The sequence below is a fragment of the Vibrio sp. Of7-15 genome, from assembly GCF_022347565.1.
GTDB lineage: Bacteria > Pseudomonadota > Gammaproteobacteria > Enterobacterales > Vibrionaceae > NORP241.
Window position 1 is genome coordinate 11,680 of the sequence record NZ_JAKRGH010000023.1, and the last position, 18,502, is coordinate 30,181.

Below are 18,502 nucleotides of genomic sequence, written 5' to 3' on the forward strand. Positions count from 1 at the left end.
TTATGGAACTGAATCGACTACTGGAACAAATGATCAGCCAAAAAGCGTCTGATTTGTACATTACAGTGGACGCACCTTGTTTACTACGGGTACATGGTCAGCTGCAAGCCAATGGTGAAAAGTTGAATCGGGCAGGGGTAGATAAGCTTCTGGCTGAGATGATGGATAAAGAGCGTCATGAGGAATTTTATGAGTCTTTAGAGGCGAACTTTGCCATTGTTCGTGACTGTGGTCGATTCCGTGTTAGCGCATTTTGGCAGCGTGAGCAGCCGGGGGCGGTGATCCGTCGGATTGAAACGCAAATCCCTACCATGCAGGAGCTGGAACTTCCCGGGGTGATGCAAAATCTTGCGATTGCCAAACGTGGGTTAATTCTAGTGGTGGGGGCGACAGGATCGGGTAAATCCACCACCATGGCTGCCATGACTGGGTTTCGTAATGATAACCGAACTGGTCATATTCTAACGGTGGAAGATCCGATTGAATTTGTGCACCCTCACAATAAGTGCATAGTAACTCAGCGTGAAGTGGGATTAGACACCGCCAGCTATGAAGTGGCGTTAAAAAATTCGCTACGCCAAGCGCCAGATATGATCTTGATTGGTGAGATCCGTTCTCGTGAGACGATGGAATATGCCATGACGTTTGCAGAAACAGGGCATCTTTGCATGGCAACCTTACATGCGAATAATGCCAACCAAGCACTGGAGCGAATTTTACATTTGGTGCCGAAAGAGCGTCGTGAGCAATTTTTATTTGATTTGTCGATGAATCTAAAAGGGGTGATTGCTCAGCAGTTGATCCCGGATATTAATGGCAATGGTCGTCATGGGGCGTTTGAAGTTTTACTGAATTCTCCTCGTATGGCGGATTTAATTCGTCGTGGAGAGCTACATGAGTTGAAAGCGACCATGGCAAAATCCCGTGAAGCAGGCATGTGTACGTTTGATCAATCTCTATATGACCTAGTTATTGCTGGCAAAGTGAATGAAAATGACGCCTTGCACAGTGCAGATTCTGCCAATGATTTGCGTTTAATGCTGAAAACAAAACGTGGTGATGGGTATGGTGGTGGTTCATTAGATAACGTAACGTTAGATATGGATTAGAGAATGAAGCAAAACCATTAAGCGATGGTAGCAGATAGGGCGATGAGCATAAAAGCAGGAGGCTGAGGTTGATGAAGGATCGTTTTTGGCAAAGTTTCGCTTTTACTTGGCTGATGTTCTTTAGCCTGCTGTTCTTTAGTTTAGCCACAAAAATTTACCTGACTTTTCCGGTGTTCTCGTTTATTGGCTACAGCGGTGTGATTGTCGGTATGCTGGTGGCACTTAATTATGCCCACCTAAAATGGCACTACATCGTACACAGCTGTTCATTGATTTTTTTTGGGACCTTAGCTTCTCTCGACATCATTATGTCGAAAGGAGAAATGGCGGCGTCATGGGCTCAAGTGAGTTGGATTGGCTTAAATGAAGAGAATTTAGATGATTATATTCAAGTGCTGATTGTACTTTTGAATATTTTTACGGGGAGTTTAGCCGCAAATGGGTTGTTCTGCGGCTTAAACCAAGGCAACAAAATGAAGCCGTGAGGCACTAAAAGTGAACTGGGGGATTAGCCCCACTGGCGTTCAAACCAGCTTTCTAAAATGACGACCGCAGATTGGCAATCCACATTCCCTTTAGATAGTGCTTTGTAACCGCCATGGCTAAATAATTCCGCACGAGCTTCTACGGTTGATAAGCGTTCATCATGCAACTCAACCGCAAGACCAAATCGACCATGCAAACGGTTAGCGAATTTTTTTGCACGTGGTGTGATGGCGTCCAATGCTTTGCCTTCTAAATCCAGCGGTAAACCTACCACGATCAAATCAGGCTGCCATTCTTTAATGGTGGCTTCAATGTCATCCCAATTAGGAATTCCATCGTTGGCCTTAAACGCTTTTAATGGGCTAGCAGTCCCTGTGATTTCTTGGCCTATGGCAGACCCAATGCTTTTTACACCGTAATCAAAAGAAAGAATGGTGCGAGTTGTGTTGCTCATGAATGTCCTACTTCGGTAGAAAGGTTAGCGACGTTGATACCAAGCTGCTGAACGGCTTTTTGCCAACGCTCATTAATTGGGGTGTTAAAAATAACGGCAGGATCCGCTTCAATGGTTAGCCAAGTATTTTCACTCAACTCTTTTTCAAGTTGTCCTGCATCCCAGCCAGCATAGCCTAACGTTACTAAAAACTTATCGGGTTCTGATTCTGTGCCTAAAATGGCTAAGATGTCTTTGGACGTCGTGACCGTAATTTGATCCGTCATGCTAAGACTAGAGCCGTAGTCGTCTTTAGGTAAGTGCAGTACAAAACCGCGATCATCTGCGACTGGGCCACCACTTAATACTGGCTGTTTAAGGCTGTGTTCGTTATTAATTGGCAAAGTACGTTCGATTTCGATTTGATCCAGCATTTCGCCAATGGAAATATCAATCGGCTGATTGATCAGCAGGCCCATAGCGCCATCGCTATCGTGCTCGCAAATATAGATAACCCCACGCTGAAACAATGGGTCTTTCATATTAGGCATTGCCACCAAAAAGTGGTTAGTGAGATCCATATAGCGTCCTTATTGTTGTGTATTATGGTGGCTCGTAATACAGGTAAAACGGAAAGGTTCTACCTGTAAGTGCAGTGTTGGTTATTGATTGATACGGCGTTCAATCGCGTCCATTAACTTACCAGTAATCGAAATATCAGCAAAGGCGGCTTCAATTTCGCGAATACACGTTGGGCTAGTGACATTAATTTCCGTTAGCTTGTCGCCAATTACATCAAGACCAACGAAGACTAACCCTTTTTCTTTTAGTATAGGCGCAACTGTTTCAGCTATTTGACGATCTGTTTCACTCAATGGGCGAGCTTCACCTCGGCCACCAGCCGCTAGGTTGCCTCGTGTTTCCCCTTTAGCAGGAATACGGGCTAAGCAATAAGGCATTGGTTCGCCATCCACCACTAAGATGCGCTTATCACCATTGGTAATGTCAGGCACAAAAGTTTGCGCCATGCAGTAAGTTTGACCATGGTTGGTTAACGTTTCGATGATCACTGAAAGGTTTGGATCCCCGGCTTTTACACGGAAAATGGATGCGCCGCCCATGCCATCTAAAGGTTTTAAGATCACATCACCATGTTCTTCTTGGAATTGTTTGATCTTTTCTGCTTTGCGGGTCACGACTGTGGTTGGTGTTAGATCTGGGAACCACGCTGTGAACAGTTTTTCATTACAGTCACGTAGGCTTTGTGGTTTGTTGACGATCAAAGCACCTTCGTCTTCTGCACGCTCAAGGATGTAAGTCGCGTAGATGTATTCAGTATCGAATGGTGGATCTTTACGCATTAATACTGCGTCAAGTTCGCATAAGTTGATGCTTTGCTCTGAGGTAAATTCGTACCAACCGTTTGGATCTTCTTTAACCGTAACCACTTTGGTGTCTGCAACGGCATTGCCTTGATCGAGGTGAAGGTCACTCATCTCCATGTAATGGATTTCCCAACCGCGGCGTTGTGCTTCCAGCATCATGGCAAAGCTAGAGTCTTTTTTAATGTTAATGGACGAGATCGGGTCCATTACAATGCCTAATTTGATCATTTTTTTCTCCAGTTTAGCCAAGATCGCCGAAACGAACTTGTAGGGCAGTAATAGCAGTGAGTGCTGCAGTTTCAGTGCGAAGAACACGAGGACCAAGCAACGTTTCTTCAAATTGGTATTGTTCTGTCATGCTGATTTCATCGGCAGACAAGCCACCTTCAGGGCCAATTAATAAACGTACGTCTTTCACGGGCTCTGGTAGGGTATTAATGGAATATTTTGCACGTGGGTGTAGGTTCAGCTTTAAACCGTCGTATTCTTCAGCGCACCATTCTTCCAAGTGCATGATAGGGCGAATAACGGGTACGGTATTTCTGCCTGATTGCTCACATGCACTGATCGCAATCTTTTGCCATTGCGCAAGTTTTTTTTCAAAGCGCTCAGCGTTTAACTTCACACCGCAGCGCTCAGAGATAAGAGGGGTAATGGTATTTACACCTAACTCGACGGATTTTTGAATCGTAAATTCCATTTTATCGCCACGTGACACCACTTGACCTAAGTGGATATCTAATGGGGATTCACTACTGCGTTCAACGCGTTGTGTTACCTCAACATCAACTTTCTTTTTTGATACTGAGTGGATAACGGCTGGGAACTCAGCACCTGAGCCATCAAAAAGCAGGACTTCTTGTCCAGCCGCCATACGTAAGACTCGGCCAACGTGGCCTGCTGCATCTTCACTAAGCGCAACAATGCCCAGAGTAGTGATTAACTCTGGGTGGTGGATTCTTGGAATTCTCATGGCTGTGATTCGCGCCTATTTCTGAAATAACAAGGGTATGCCCTCTAACATGGATGCTAGAGGGCATAATTACAACCCTATAAAGGTTATGGCGTACAGGACCTATAAACAAATTGGTTGTGGTTGCCTTGAATTTTCGCAATACGGCGGTCTCGTTCACATTCCCATGGGCTCACAGGGTGCAGTTTGTCCCACGCTTCCATTAACTGGCGCTGTGCTTTGGATAAGTTAAAACGATACTCTTGATTCATGTATAAATAAGTACGGGCGATGGCACCACGAGCTTGTTCTGGTGGCTCTGCGACACGCTGTTTGAAGTCCACTTTAAATTCGCACTGGCCATAGTAGGCCCCATTGTCTCCGTTCCATTGACTGAATCGGAAGTTGGAACGATCGCCGTTCACCTCCCCGATTGCCGGGGTTAGGTTATGTAGATCAGCTTCCATTAAACGAAAGGTTTTATCGTTTTTGGAGCAATTTTTTCGTCCGCCATCTTGCCAGCATTGGCGCTGATGCCCAAATTGCCAAGCTGGCACCACATGCTCCCACTCAATACGACTAGCGCGTGGGAGCTGCTTACGAACGTTGTAACCACAACTTTCTAAATCTGGAATGCCTTTCTTTTTGTTTTTCCAAGTAATGTCACAGCCACAGTAAAAAGAGGTAGGGTGATCTAAATAGATTTTCACGGCCTCTTTTTTAGCTTTAGAAAAAGAACTTGGGGGAGCGGCATGGCTAGCGGTGGTTCCAAGAGTGAAGGTTAAACAAAGAGACGTGAGACAGAAGCGTTTAAAAAATAAGTAAGTCATAACACTATTGATTTTATGATGATTAATGCTAGTTAGAGTAGCAGCTTAGTGATGATTTACTAACTTCTGGTTCGAGTGTAATCACAACTTTTGTGTATGTGTATGAAAACTGAACGGAATGCGATTATTATATAAAAACGGGGAATGGTTGATGGGCAAGGGTTATGAAACAAATACTGATCATGTTGTGTGTGGTTTTATCAGTATGTGTCTACTCTGCGAAAGCTGCGGATGTCCTTTTTATTAATCCTGGATACCCAACAGAAAGTTTTTGGCAGGATGTGGATAGTTTCAATTTAAATAGCGCAGAAACATTAGGATTGACGCTTTCTACCTATCATGCAAATCGTGATCATATTGCGATGATTGAGTATTTAGAGCAGCGGGTTAGAGAAGACAACTTACCTCGCTATATTTTACTCGTGAATGAAAAGCAAGCGGCATTAAAAATGCTGAGTGTCCTAGAAAACCAATTTGTTTATGTGCAGCTTATTTTAAATGATCTGACCCCTCAGCAAAAAAGCACTTTGTCTCCTTATTGGCGGCAATACTTATTACCAAGCATTATTCCTGATAATAATTTTGCGGGATTCACAACGGCGGAATCTTTGTTTGAAAAAGGAGAGCGAGCAGCAGGACAAATTGCCATTATTGCCGGAGATAGAGCGACACCAGCTTCTATAATGAGAAGTCGAGGCGCTCTCGATTTTATTCAGTTGCAGCCTAAACTTGAATTAACCCAAGTGATTTATGGTGACTGGCGAGAAAAGCTAGCATATCGACAAACGAAAGTGCTGTTAAGGCGCTACCCCAAATTGAGATATGTATGGACTGCGAATGATTTGATGGCTTTTGGCGCGATTAAAGCCATTGAGGAAAGCTCGAAAAGGTTAGGGAAAGATATTGTTATTAGCACGGTTAATACGTCTCATCGTGTTTTAAAAGCGCTTCAAGCTGGGAAAGTGTCAGTATTGGCGGGGGGGCATTTTGCTGCAGGGGGACTTGCCTTGTTTATGATCAAGCAACATGCCCAAGGAAAAGCGGTAACTTGGCCTATGGAATTGCCGTTATTTCGTTTGATCGAACCAGAAACTGATTTGTTCCAGCGTTTATTGGACAGTAATTGGCAGGGAATGTCTTTTGAATCATTGGGTATCAAACCTATTAGTGTCCATACCTCAAGGTTTCCGTCAGATAATTCGTAATCGGTTATCAGCTCATCATTATACAGAGTAGATTTTAAGCAGAATGATAAAAAATAAATTGCTGTTTCCCTATGCTATTGGGCGGAGAATGGCGAGCTTAATTATTGCCGCCAGTACCTTATTTGCTATGTTGACCATAGCGGTACAAATGTATTTTTTGTACCACGATACCTTGTCATCCGCATCGGCACAGGTGGATGCCTATAACGTAACGAATTTACCCAGCATCAGCCAATCATTATGGGATATCGACTTAGATCAGTTAAATACGCATTTAACGTCTCTGTATGAATTGCCTCATGTTCGTAATGTTAGGTTGTTTGGTAATGATGGCACTAGCATTGAGTTGGTTGATCAAATACAAGTAGACAGAGGCATTGATTACCCTTTGGTACATGATGGCAAGCGGATTGGTTGGCTGAATGTACAGCTTGAAATGGCTCAGATTTATAATGAGCTGTGGAATCAATTTGTGGTGATTTTATTAAGTAATGGCGTTAAAACTTTTTTGATGGTGTTTATTATTTTAGCCATTGTCCAGCGCCTTATTACTCGTCATCTTGCTTTACTTTCTTCTGTGACCGACAGCATTGATCTTGCTGGGCATAAAAAAACGAAAGTTCCTGAAGAGTTGATCCAACGTAAAGATGAAATTGGTCATGTGACGAGTTCTATTTGCAATTTACAGACACGAGTACGTGAAGAGTTAGTGCAGCGTAAGCTTGTGGAGCGTCAGCTACGTAGCCATCAACGTCGTTTATCGGATCTAGTCGATGAACGAACAGAGGCATTGCATTGGCAGTTAAAGCTGAATCAGTTACTGGCTGACATGTCCTTGAAGTTTTTAACGTACGATGAGAGTGAAGCGAAAAAAGCAGTAGAAGAAGGTTTATGTGTCTTAGGTGAGTTGCTGCAAGCCGATCGAGTGAATGTGATTTTATTTGAACAAGAAACCGCGCATTATCACTACTTTTGGCAAAAGCCGAATTTAGATCCTGAGCCTGTTGCCCCCGCTTCATTTAATTGGTCAGAACTGGCGCTGTTACAAGAGCGCTTATTAGTTTCTGAATCGGTGGTGTACTCCGATATTACTGATTTACTGAAAGAGCAGGGGGAGTCGGAATATCAGTTTTTATCTCAGCTTGGTATTTGTTCTGTTGCTCTGTTTCCAATCAGCCACCATAGAAAGGTACAAGGCTTTGTCTCTGCTGCTAATTTTCAGGATCCACTTCAATGGAATAAGGAAAAAAGTGTGGCTTTAACGCGCTTTTCATCAGCGATCAGTGAGTTGAGGTTACGTGAGCAACATGCACTTGCGGTAGAAGAGCTGCAAAGTGCGTTAATGGAAACCAATAAACGCTATCAGAAATTGGCAGAAACGGACGAGTTAACTGGGTTGATGAACCGCCGAGTTTACCAAACAAAATTGGAGTTTGCTTTAGCAGGATCTTTACGTGGCGACAAAATGATTTCAGTCATGATGATCGATGTGGATCACTTTAAAGCTTACAACGATATTTATGGCCATTTACAAGGGGATATTGCATTAAAACAAGTGGCTGCGGCATTAGAGGTCGCATTGCCCAATAAACATCACGTCGTAGCCCGTGTTGGCGGAGAAGAGTTTGCTGCGCTGTTGCCTGATGTGAATGAAAAAGACATGCAGCAGATCGCGAATAGCCTATGCCAGCGGGTAAGGGATTTGCGTATTGAGCATAAAGGTAATGTGAGCCGTGGCTATTTAACGGTGAGTGTCGGGGCTGTTTTAGTGGAAGGAAAGAGCCATCTCAATCCCAATGACATTTTAGAGGTGGCGGATCAGCGCCTGTATCTAGCCAAAGACAGAGGGCGAGATCAAGCAGTGCTTGATGGGTAGGTGTTACGGCTCAGCAGTCGGTGAGTAGTTCAAAGGTTGGCGGCATTGCTTGCACTGATAGGTCGCTTGCTGGCGTTGGATTTTATTGTGGCGACGAATAGTGAGATCATAGCTGTTGCATTGGCAATGATAACGAAAGGTTTTACCCGCAACGGAGCTAACATCAAACTGATGGGTAGTATTGGCGGGTAGTTGAAATACTGAGTTCATGATGCCTTGCCATTCTTTTCCATGTGGCTTAACACGTCCATAAAGCTTGAAAGTAATGAGGTGAGCGATTTCATGGGGCACCACTTCATCAATAAAAGCCTGTTGATTCTCTTCCAGCAAAGTGGGGTTTAAGCGGATTTCCCATGTCTGTAGCCTGGCTGTCCCAGCACTTTTTCCTCGCTGGTTAAAATGAATTTCAGGGTTTTCAAAAGAGCGGTTGAAAAATTGAGATGCAATTTCAATACATTGTGTTGCTTTATCAATGGCTTGGCGCTGCAAAGGGGTCATGATAAGGAGTTCTTGGCTTCAGAAGGGGTTATCTTATGTTCCTTGAAACGTAAAAGCAAAAAAGGAAGCCGAAGCCTCCTTTTTAAATTCAGTTCAAGCAATAGTTTACTTAAGGCCAGCGAAATCAGCCAAGATAACCGCTTTATCCGTTGCTTCCCAAGGGAACTCTTCACGACCGAAGTGGCCGTATGCAGCCGTCTTCTTGTAGATAGGCTGAAGTAGGTTCAGCATTTCTTGTAGGCCATATGGGCGTAAATCGAAGTTTTGACGAACGGCTTCAATGATGATGTCGTGAGATACTTTTTCAGTACCAAACGTTTCCACCATGATAGACGTTGGATCCGCAACACCGATAGCGTAAGAAAGTTGGATTTCACAACGATCAGCCATACCAGCGGCAACGATGTTTTTCGCTACGTAACGTGCTGCGTAGGCTGCAGAGCGGTCTACTTTTGATGGATCTTTGCCAGAGAAAGCACCACCACCGTGACGAGCTGCACCGCCGTAAGTATCTACGATGATCTTACGACCTGTTAGACCACAGTCACCCATTGGGCCACCAATTACGAAACGGCCAGTTGGATTGATGAAGAAGTTAGTGTCTTGGTTGATCCACTCAGAAGGAAGTACTGGCTTGATGATCTCCTCCATGACCGCTTCACGTAGGTCAGGAGTACTTACTGAATCACAGTGCTGGGTAGAAAGCACCACTGCATCGATACCAACAATTTTTCCTTGGTCGTATTGGAACGTTACCTGAGATTTTGCGTCAGGGCGTAACCAAGGAAGTGTACCGTTTTTACGTACTTCAGCTTGCTTTTCAACAAGACGGTGAGAGTAAGTAATTGGAGCTGGCATTAGAATTTCAGTTTCGTTTGTTGCGTAACCGAACATGATGCCTTGGTCGCCCGCGCCTTGCTCTTTCGGGTCGGCTTTATCAACGCCTTGGTTGATGTCTGGAGATTGCTTGCCGATTGTGTTTAGTACCGCACAAGAGTCAGCATCAAAGCCCATGTCTGAGTGTACGTAACCAATTTCGCGAACGGTTTCACGAGTCAGTTCTTCAATATCAACCCATGCAGAAGTGGTAACTTCACCACCAACCATTACCATGCCGGTTTTTACGTAAGTCTCACAAGCAACACGTGCTTTAGGATCTTGCGCAATGATTGCATCAAGAACTGCATCCGAGATTTGGTCTGCGATTTTGTCTGGATGACCTTCTGATACAGACTCAGAAGTAAACAGGTGTTTTGCCATGAGAGTTTCCACTTCTATCAAGGTTAATGATACAAACCGTTCTTAATCATAGAGCAGAACGATGTGCGTATATACGTTTATCTATGTAGGTGTTTCTACATCTAGACGTCTATTTTAGGTAAATATGAATGAATTACAATTTATTTTTTTTATTACTCATCTATTAGCTATAACCAAACGTTTGCGTTTATGTGTTGTGTTTTTTCATTATTTATGGATGTTATGAGAAATTAGTGACAAAAAGCACCTAATTTCTACAGGAAAACGTTTGCAGAGGCGGTGGTGCTTTGCGACAATGCGCCCGCCAATAAAGGTTGCCCTGAATAGTCAGTGGCTAACTGCTCAACACAAACAAGTCTTTCGCACTCAGGAGTAGACATGTCTTCCCGTAAAGAATTAGCAAATGCGATCCGTGCACTAAGCATGGACGGTGTTCAACAAGCAAACTCTGGTCACCCAGGTGCACCTATGGGTATGGCGGATATCGCTGAAGTATTATGGCGTAGTCATTTAAACCATAACCCACAAAACCCAGAGTGGGCAGATCGCGACCGTTTTATTCTGTCTAACGGCCACGGTTCCATGCTGATTTACTCTTTACTTCACCTTTCAGGTTACGACCTATCTATTGAAGACTTAAAAAACTTCCGTCAACTGCATTCTAAAACACCAGGCCACCCAGAATATGGTTATGCGCCAGGTGTTGAGACAACAACCGGTCCACTAGGGCAAGGCATCACAAATGGTGTTGGTATGGCGATGGCAGAAAAGGCCCTTGCTGCACAGTTCAACCGTGAAGGTCACGAGATTGTTGACCACAACACCTATGTATTTATGGGTGACGGTTGTTTGATGGAAGGTATTTCTCACGAAGCGTGTTCGCTTGCGGGCACATTAGGCCTAGGCAAGCTGATCGCATTCTGGGATGACAACGGTATCTCTATCGACGGTGAAGTTGAAGGTTGGTTCTCAGACGACACACCAAAACGTTTCGAGTCTTATGGCTGGCACGTGATCCCGGCTGTTGATGGCCACGATCCTGAAGCGATTAACGCAGCGATTGAAGCAGCAAAAGCAGAAACAGGCAAGCCAACCCTGATTTGTACGAAAACTATTATCGGTTTTGGTTCTCCAAACAAGGCTGGCTCTCACGATTGCCACGGCGCGCCACTAGGTGCTGAAGAAATTAAAGCGGCTCGTGAATTCCTTGGTTGGAACCACGGCCCATTTGAAATCCCTTCTGAAATCGCAGCGGAGTGGGACGCAAAAGAAGCAGGCGCAGCCAAAGAATCCGCATGGGATGAGAAATTTGCAGCCTACGCGGCAGCACACCCAGAACTAGCGGCTGAGTTCAAACGTCGTGTAAACGGTGATCTACCTGCGGAATGGGAAGAAAAAGCAAACGCAATCATTGCTGATCTTCAAGCTAACCCTGCGAACATTGCATCACGTAAGGCATCTCAAAATGCATTAGAAGCGTTTGGTCAAATGTTGCCTGAATTCATGGGTGGGTCGGCTGACTTAGCTCCTTCTAACCTGACTATGTGGTCTGGCTCTAAGTCGTTAACGGCGGATGATGCTTCAGGTAACTACATCCACTACGGTGTTCGTGAGTTCGGTATGACGGCTATCATGAACGGTATTGCTTTGCACGGTGGTTTTGTACCATACGGTGCAACATTCCTAATGTTCATGGAATACGCGCGTAACGCAATGCGCATGGCTGCTCTGATGAAAGTGCAAAACATTCAGGTGTACACACACGATTCAATTGGCTTAGGTGAAGATGGCCCGACTCACCAACCTGTTGAGCAAATTGCTTCTCTACGTCTAACGCCAAACATGAGTACATGGCGTCCGTGTGATCAGGTTGAATCGGCAGTGGCTTGGAAGCTAGCTATCGAGCGTAAAGATGGCCCTACTTCACTGATTTTCTCTCGTCAGAACCTTGCACAGCAAGACCGTAACGCAGAGCAAGTAGCGAACATCGCGAAAGGTGGTTACATCTTAAAAGACAGCGATGGCAAACCAGAGCTTATTCTTATTGCGACAGGTTCTGAAGTTGAGTTAGCGGTTAACGCTGCAGCTGAGCTAACAGCAGAAGGCAAGAAAATACGCGTAGTATCTATGCCTGCAACTGACGCATTCGACAAGCAAGATGTTGAGTACCGTGAATCTGTACTTCCATCTGATGTTACTGCACGTATCGCTGTAGAAGCGGGTATTGCTGACTACTGGTACAAGTACGTTGGTTTTGGCGGCAAGATCATCGGTATGACAACGTTTGGTGAATCTGCTCCAGCGGGCGAATTGTTTAAGATGTTTGGTTTCACCACTGAAAACGTAGTCAATACTGCAAAAGAACTTCTCGCTTAATATTTTCGTACGCTTTGAAAGCGTAACGTGAGTTTTAAGTAATGTTTAAGGCTTCCTATAGTGGAGGCCTTTTTTATGCTTGTGGTCTGGTGGTAAAGAAATGTTATACAGAGTGATGATTCTTATAATAGCTTGGTATACACTGAGGCCGCTTTTCCCTTTTGTAGCACGGATATGACACTAAAAGTAGCCATCAATGGATTTGGCCGGATCGGTAGGAGTGTATTACGCGCCCTATACGAAAGCGGCAAACATCAAGACATCACAGTTGTTGCGGTTAACGAGCTTGCTGAGCCCGAGGCAATGACGCACCTTTTGCAGTTTGATTCTAGCCATGGTCGCTTTTTCAAATCTGTTTCCCATGATCAAGAACACTTATTTATTCAGCACCAGAACGACCAAGCCGATGCAATTCGTATTCTGCATCAGCCCGATATTAAATTGTTGCCGTGGCATGATTTAGAAGTCGATATCGTTTTAGATTGCACTGGTGTTTATGGCGATCGTAAAGATGGTGAGGCCCATTTAGAAGCAGGGGCAAAACAGGTTCTCTTTTCACACCCTGGCGGTAATGATCTTGATAATACGATTATTTTTGGGGTTAACGAAAACACCTTAAAAGCCAGTGATCGTTTAGTGTCTAATGGGTCGTGTACAACGAACTGCATTATACCTATCATCAAAGTCTTAGACGAAGAGTTTGGCATTGAATCTGGCACTATCACGACCATCCACTCTGCGATGAATGACCAACAGGTTATTGATGCATACCACTCAGATCTAAGACGAACCCGAGCGGCGAGCCAGTCTATCATTCCCGTTGATACTAAATTGCATTTAGGTATTGAAAGAATATTTCCGAAATTTTCTAACAAATTTGAAGCGATTTCGGTTAGAGTTCCTACAATAAATGTCACTGCGATGGATTTAAGTGTTACAGTAAACACAAATGTGAAAGTTAATGACGTAAATCAATCTATTGTTAATGCATCTCAGGGTACATTACGTCATATAGTGGATTATACCGAGGCACCACTGGTTTCTATCGACTTTAATCACGACCCCCATAGCGCGATAGTCGACGGCACGCAAACTCGTGTCAGTAACCACCATCTCATTAAGATGCTCGTATGGTGTGACAATGAATGGGGATTTGCCAACCGGATGTTAGATACTGCGTTGGCCATGCACAAGTTACAAGAGAAGTAGCGTTAGAGTGTAATAAGATTTAATTAGTTGGGCCGTAAGCTGAGCTAATAATGGATATTTAATCTTTTTGTTTTTAATAATTGAGAGGACAAATCATGTCTGTAATCAAGATGACTGACCTGGAACTAGCAGGTAAACGCGTATTTATCCGTGCTGACCTAAACGTGCCAGTAAAAGATGGTAAAGTAACTTCAGATGCACGTATTCTTGCATCTCTACCGACGATTAAGCGTTGCCTAGAAGCTGGCGCGAAAGTAATGGTTACTTCTCACCTAGGTCGTCCGACTGAAGGCGAATACAACGAAGAGTTCTCTCTAGCCCCTGTAGTTAACTACCTAAACGACGCACTAGACTACGACGTTAAACTAGCCAAAGATTACCTAGATGGCCTAGAGCTAAACGCTGGTGAGCTGGTTGTTCTTGAAAACGTTCGCTTTAACAAAGGCGAGAAGAAGAACGAAGAAGCGCTTTCTAAGCAATACGCTGCACTATGTGACATCTTTGTAATGGACGCATTCGGTACCGCTCACCGTGCACAAGCATCTACTCACGGTGTTGGTACTCATGCTCCTGTAGCATGTGCAGGCCCTCTTCTTGCTGCTGAGCTAGAAGCACTAGGTAAAGCAATGGACAACCCAGAGCGTCCGCTAGTGGCTATCGTTGGTGGTTCTAAAGTTTCTACTAAGCTGACTGTTCTTGAGTCTCTATCTAAAGTGGCTGACCAACTGGTTGTTGGTGGTGGTATCGCGAATACATTCATCGCTGCTGAAGGTCACAACGTAGGTAAGTCTCTGTACGAAGCAGACCTAGTTGAAACAGCGCAAAAGCTAATGAAAGAGTGTGCTATCCCAGTTGCAACTGATGTAGCATGTGCAAAAGCATTCGACGAGAACGCAGAAGCTGAAATCAAGCACGTTTCTGAAGTAGCAGACGACGACATGATTTTCGACCTAGGTCCAGAATCTACAGCGGCACTTGCTGAAATTATTGGCAACGCAAAAACTATCCTTTGGAACGGCCCTGTAGGCGTATTCGAATTCAAGAACTTCGAAGCGGGTACTGCGGGTATCTCTAAAGCAATCGCTGAATCTGCAGGTTTCTCTGTAGCAGGTGGTGGTGACACGCTAGCAGCTATCGACAAGTTCGGTATTAAAGCTGACGTATCTTACATCTCTACAGGTGGCGGTGCTTTCCTTGAGTTTGTTGAAGGTAAAGTACTTCCAGCCGTTGCTATGCTTGAAGAGCGTGCTAAAGCATAATTAATTTTGAGGCGGGAATAAAATAGATTCCCGCTTTATTGCGTTTGTTGATACAATAGTGATTGTTGTAAGCAAACGTTTGCAGAATTCTTTTTTATTTAAGACGACAGAGTAAATAGGACTATTGTTATGTCTAAGATCTTCGATTTTGTTAAACCTGGTGTGATTTCTGGCGATGACGTTCAGAAAGTATTTGAAGTAGCTAAAGAAAACAACTTTGCACTTCCAGCGGTAAACGTTGTAGGTACTGATTCTGTTAACGCAGTACTAGAAGCGGCAGCAAAAGTTAAAGCTCCAGTTGTTGTTCAGTTCTCAAACGGCGGTGCTGCTTTCTTCGCTGGTAAAGGTGTTAAGCTAGAAGGTCAAGGTGCACAAATCCTTGGTGCTGTAGCTGGTGCTAAATACGTACACGCTGTAGCTGAAGCTTACGGTGTACCAGTAATCCTACACACTGACCACGCGGCTAAGAAACTTCTTCCATGGATCGACGGTCTACTAGACGCTGGTGAAGAGTTCTTCGCTCAAACTGGTAAGCCTCTATTCTCTTCTCACATGCTAGACCTTTCTGAAGAGTCTCTAGAAGAGAACATCGAAACATGTGCTAAGTACCTAGAGCGCATGGCTAAAATGAACATGACAATCGAGATCGAACTTGGTTGTACTGGTGGTGAAGAAGACGGTGTTGATAACTCTCACATGGACGCTTCTGAGCTATATACTTCTCCAGAAGACGTTGCTTACGCATACGAGAAACTAAACGCTGTTTCACACCGTTTCACTATCGCAGCATCTTTCGGTAACGTACACGGTGTTTACAAGCCAGGTAACGTTGTACTAACTCCAACTATCCTACGTGACTCTCAAGCATACTGTGCAGAGAAGTTCGGTATTGCACCTAACGCTCTAAACTTCGTATTCCACGGTGGTTCTGGTTCTACTGAAGCAGAAATCCAAGAGTCTATCGGCTACGGTGTTATCAAAATGAACATCGATACTGATACTCAGTGGGCTACATGGGATGGTATCCGTGCATACGAAGCGGAAAACCGTGACTACCTACAAGGTCAAATCGGTAACCCAACTGGCGAAGACGCGCCAAACAAGAAGTACTACGATCCACGCGTATGGCTACGTGCTGGTCAGTCTTCTATGGTTACTCGTCTTGAGAAAGCATTTGCTGACCTTAACGCAGTAGACGTACTATAATTTAGGCTTTTGCTCTAAATTACATACACGTTAAGCGTATTTTTATAAAGCCCCTGCTCTTTGGAGTAGGGGCTTTTTCTATGGGACGTTTTTCGTTATCCATTTGGTATTCATTGCGTCAATCAAATGTGGTCAATTGTTTATTGTGGGGAAGGAAGTCGTTATATTGGTGGTGTTATTTTGCCGTGATGACTTTCCGATTACTTAGGATAACTTCGATGGTTTGTTTGCTGTTGATGTGGCAGGGATTGCAGTTTGATATGGCGTATAGCCCATTATATTTTTGGTTTTAACTTTATAGGTTTGGAGAGTGAATTATGGCAGATGAAATGTCCGTGGTTGAAGGTTTGGACATGGTGATGGGCGTTGGGGATATGAGCAATTGGTTGACTAATAACTCTGAGCTATTGATTCAGTACGGCGTTAATGTCCTATCCGCTATTTTTATCCTGTTTGTCGGTAATATTGTTGTTAAAGCCGTCGCAGGTAGCGTGGCAAAAGTATTGAATAAACGCCATATGGATAAAGCGGTTGTGGAGTTTGTTCATGGCCTCGTTCGCTATCTGTTATTTGTGATCGTATTGATCGCCGCTTTAGGGCGTATTGGTGTTCAAACCGCGTCAGTCGTGGCGGTGATTGGTGCGGCTGGTTTAGCCATTGGTTTAGCACTTCAAGGGTCGTTGTCGAACTTTGCCGCTGGGGTGCTGATTGTGGCTTTCCGCCCATTCAAATCTGGCGATTATGTAGAAATTGGCGGGGTATCTGGCTCAGTCGATTCCATTCAGATTTTCCAAACTATTTTAACGACTCCAGATAATAAGATGGTTGTTGTACCTAATTCCAATGTAATTGGCAGTGCTATAACGAATTATTCCCGTCATGAAACGCGCCGTATTGATTACGTGATTGGCGTTTCTTATTCGGCAGATCTGCAAAAAACGAAAGACGTGATCACGAAAATCTTAGCAGCGGAAGAGCGATTATTGCCGACACCAGCTCCGACTGTTGGCGTGGCTGAGTTAGCGGACTCTTCAGTTAATTTTGTGGTTCGTCCATGGGTAAAAACATCAGAGTATTGGGATGTGTATTTTGATTTGTTGCAAGCCATTAAAGAAGGGCTTGATAAAGAGGGGATTGAAATTCCATTCCCGCAAATGGATGTGCATTTAAATAAAGTGGCTTAATTAAGCTTATAGATGTTGGCTATTGAGTAAGGGGCACGTGATGTGCCCCTTTTTTATACCTGTTATTTTTATGACTCAGGAAGGTATACCACGGTGTTGCCTAATCCGCTGATAAGTTGTGCTAAGTCTTGGCTTGCAAAGCTGAATGTAAACTCGGGCTTCCCTGGAGTGAACATCAGTTCAGGGTATTGCTGCAATACAGGATCAATAATGAGAGTGATCTCTTCAGGCAAACCAAAGGGACATACCGCACCAGGAACACAGCCAATTCTTTCGATCATTTCTTCGTTCGTACAGACTGACGGTCGCTTTCCGAGTAGTTGTTTTATCGCTTTACTGTCTAATCGTGCTTCTTTATGTGTAAGCAGCAGAGCATGATCGCCTCCCTTTAGTTTTAGAAATAAGCTCTTGGTTGGGGCTGCGGTCCAGCCATATTGCTGCGCTAAACGTTCATCCGTTTCATAATCGAGGATCGGCTCATGCTCCCAGCTTTGGTATTTTGTACCCGTAGTATGAAATAAAGAAACATTAAAATCGTAAATTTGTCTCGTATTGTGCCCCATTGTATTCCCTTACCCATTAAATTGTTCAAATAGCTGAATGGCTAACTTCGTTGCAATGAAAAACATCATAGCAGCGACCAGAAGGTCGATAGTGCGTTTTACTTTGTCTTTGGCCAAAATGTGAGATAGCTTGGCGGCACCAAAAGAAAGGCCATAGAACCAAGTGAAGGAAGCCATTAATGTTCCTGCGGCAAAGGCGATTCGCTCATCTTGGGCAAACTGTCCTCCGATTGAACCAAGAATAACGACAGTATCTAAGTAGACATGTGGGTTGAGTAAGGTGACTGCGAGAGCGCCCAAAATCACAGCTTTACGGCTACTTAGCACGCTAGCGCTATTTTCTTCTTTGGTTACTTTATTGGTTGTAAGTGCGCTTCTTAGAGAACTAATGCCATATACAAGAACGAAGCTGATGCCGCCGATAGTGACTGTATTCAATAACGTTTGGTTGCTGGCCAGTAGTGCGCCGCCGCCAAAAATACCCAAACAGATTAAAACAATATCACAAACGCTGCATACGGTAGCGGTTGTAAAGTGATGGCGCTGTTTAATTCCTTGATTTAATACAAAAGCATTTTGGGCACCAATGGGGATAATCATGCTTAATCCTAATGCAAACCCTTGTAAAACAATCAACCAGCTCATCTCTTTATTAACCTCATAGTGTATTT

At 44.1% G+C, this 18,502-nt stretch carries 19 protein-coding genes; 9 read left to right on the plus strand and 10 right to left on the minus strand.

Annotation, left to right across the window (positions count from 1 at the left end; genetic code table 11):
- The first annotated feature begins 2 nt into the window (after positions 1-2).
- On the plus strand, positions 3-1,109 hold the full coding sequence (locus MHO82_RS19360) for a PilT/PilU family type 4a pilus ATPase (protein ID WP_239186555.1): 1,107 nt from the start codon (positions 3-5) through the stop codon (positions 1,107-1,109).
- A 71-nt stretch (positions 1,110-1,180) separates the two neighbouring features.
- Positions 1,181-1,594 (plus strand): hypothetical protein, encoded by a 414-nt coding sequence (locus MHO82_RS19365; RefSeq protein ID WP_239186557.1) that lies wholly within the window; start codon positions 1,181-1,183, stop codon positions 1,592-1,594.
- Positions 1,595-1,617: 23 nt separating this feature from the next.
- On the opposite strand, the gene ruvX is transcribed toward MHO82_RS19365, so the two are convergent.
- The 5 genes from ruvX to MHO82_RS19390 all read right to left on the minus strand — a co-directional run bounded on the left by ruvX (position 1,618) and on the right by MHO82_RS19390 (position 5,195).
- Positions 1,618-2,049, minus strand: a complete 432-nt coding sequence (gene ruvX / locus MHO82_RS19370) for a Holliday junction resolvase RuvX (RefSeq protein WP_239186559.1) — start codon at positions 2,047-2,049, stop codon at positions 1,618-1,620.
- The gene (locus tag MHO82_RS19375; RefSeq protein ID WP_239186561.1) at positions 2,046-2,609 is read right to left on the minus strand and encodes a YqgE/AlgH family protein; all 564 of its coding nucleotides are present in this window, start codon (positions 2,607-2,609) and stop codon (positions 2,046-2,048) included. The genes ruvX and MHO82_RS19375 overlap by 4 nt, the downstream gene beginning before the upstream one ends.
- Before the next feature lie 81 nt (positions 2,610-2,690).
- Positions 2,691-3,641, minus strand: coding sequence for a glutathione synthase (gshB, locus tag MHO82_RS19380; protein WP_239186563.1), 951 nt, complete (start codon positions 3,639-3,641; stop codon positions 2,691-2,693).
- Between the two features lie 13 nt (positions 3,642-3,654).
- Positions 3,655-4,386, minus strand: a complete 732-nt coding sequence (rsmE, locus tag MHO82_RS19385; protein ID WP_239186565.1) for a 16S rRNA (uracil(1498)-N(3))-methyltransferase — start codon at positions 4,384-4,386, stop codon at positions 3,655-3,657.
- An 86-nt stretch (positions 4,387-4,472) separates the two neighbouring features.
- On the minus strand, positions 4,473-5,195 hold the full coding sequence (locus MHO82_RS19390; protein ID WP_239186567.1) for an endonuclease: 723 nt from the start codon (positions 5,193-5,195) through the stop codon (positions 4,473-4,475).
- Between the two features lie 164 nt (positions 5,196-5,359).
- On the opposite strand from MHO82_RS19390, the gene MHO82_RS19395 reads away from it, so the two are divergent.
- Positions 5,360-6,400 carry an ABC transporter substrate-binding protein gene (locus tag MHO82_RS19395; protein WP_239186569.1) on the plus strand — a complete coding sequence of 347 codons (1,041 nt, stop codon included), beginning with the start codon at positions 5,360-5,362 and terminating at the stop codon, positions 6,398-6,400.
- 88 nt (positions 6,401-6,488) lie between these two features.
- Positions 6,489-8,276, plus strand: coding sequence for a GGDEF domain-containing protein (locus tag MHO82_RS19400; protein ID WP_239186571.1), 1,788 nt, complete (start codon positions 6,489-6,491; stop codon positions 8,274-8,276).
- A 3-nt stretch (positions 8,277-8,279) separates the two neighbouring features.
- Here MHO82_RS19400 and MHO82_RS19405 read toward each other — a convergent pair whose 3' ends face one another.
- The 3 genes from MHO82_RS19405 to MHO82_RS25815 all read right to left on the minus strand — a co-directional run bounded on the left by MHO82_RS19405 (position 8,280) and on the right by MHO82_RS25815 (position 10,414).
- Positions 8,280-8,774 (minus strand): SprT family zinc-dependent metalloprotease, encoded by a 495-nt coding sequence (locus MHO82_RS19405; RefSeq protein WP_239186573.1) that lies wholly within the window; start codon positions 8,772-8,774, stop codon positions 8,280-8,282.
- Between the two features lie 105 nt (positions 8,775-8,879).
- Positions 8,880-10,034, minus strand: coding sequence for a methionine adenosyltransferase (metK, locus tag MHO82_RS19410; protein ID WP_239186575.1), 1,155 nt, complete (start codon positions 10,032-10,034; stop codon positions 8,880-8,882).
- Positions 10,035-10,288: 254 nt separating this feature from the next.
- The gene (locus MHO82_RS25815; RefSeq protein WP_275440684.1) at positions 10,289-10,414 is read right to left on the minus strand and encodes a hypothetical protein; all 126 of its coding nucleotides are present in this window, start codon (positions 10,412-10,414) and stop codon (positions 10,289-10,291) included.
- Between MHO82_RS25815 and tkt the strand changes: the two genes are divergently transcribed.
- The 5 genes from tkt to mscS all read left to right on the plus strand — a co-directional run bounded on the left by tkt (position 10,413) and on the right by mscS (position 17,268).
- Positions 10,413-12,410 (plus strand): transketolase, encoded by a 1,998-nt coding sequence (gene tkt, locus MHO82_RS19415; RefSeq protein WP_239186577.1) that lies wholly within the window; start codon positions 10,413-10,415, stop codon positions 12,408-12,410. The genes MHO82_RS25815 and tkt overlap by 2 nt on opposite strands.
- Before the next feature lie 174 nt (positions 12,411-12,584).
- Positions 12,585-13,619, plus strand: a complete 1,035-nt coding sequence (gene epd, locus MHO82_RS19420) for an erythrose-4-phosphate dehydrogenase (RefSeq protein WP_239186579.1) — start codon at positions 12,585-12,587, stop codon at positions 13,617-13,619.
- A 95-nt stretch (positions 13,620-13,714) separates the two neighbouring features.
- Positions 13,715-14,878 carry a phosphoglycerate kinase gene (locus MHO82_RS19425; RefSeq protein ID WP_239186581.1) on the plus strand — a complete coding sequence of 388 codons (1,164 nt, stop codon included), beginning with the start codon at positions 13,715-13,717 and terminating at the stop codon, positions 14,876-14,878.
- A 129-nt stretch (positions 14,879-15,007) separates the two neighbouring features.
- The gene (gene fbaA, locus MHO82_RS19430; protein ID WP_239186583.1) at positions 15,008-16,084 is read left to right on the plus strand and encodes a class II fructose-bisphosphate aldolase; all 1,077 of its coding nucleotides are present in this window, start codon (positions 15,008-15,010) and stop codon (positions 16,082-16,084) included.
- Between the two features lie 317 nt (positions 16,085-16,401).
- Positions 16,402-17,268, plus strand: a complete 867-nt coding sequence (mscS, locus tag MHO82_RS19435; protein ID WP_239186585.1) for a small-conductance mechanosensitive channel MscS — start codon at positions 16,402-16,404, stop codon at positions 17,266-17,268.
- 68 nt (positions 17,269-17,336) lie between these two features.
- Here mscS and MHO82_RS19440 read toward each other — a convergent pair whose 3' ends face one another.
- Both MHO82_RS19440 and MHO82_RS19445 read right to left on the minus strand, forming a co-directional pair.
- Positions 17,337-17,831 (minus strand): YbaK/EbsC family protein, encoded by a 495-nt coding sequence (locus MHO82_RS19440; RefSeq protein WP_239186587.1) that lies wholly within the window; start codon positions 17,829-17,831, stop codon positions 17,337-17,339.
- A gap of 9 nt (positions 17,832-17,840) precedes the next feature.
- Complete coding sequence (locus MHO82_RS19445) at positions 17,841-18,476, minus strand: LysE/ArgO family amino acid transporter (RefSeq protein ID WP_239186589.1); 636 nt, start codon at positions 18,474-18,476, stop codon at positions 17,841-17,843.
- Positions 18,477-18,502 lie beyond the last annotated feature (26 nt).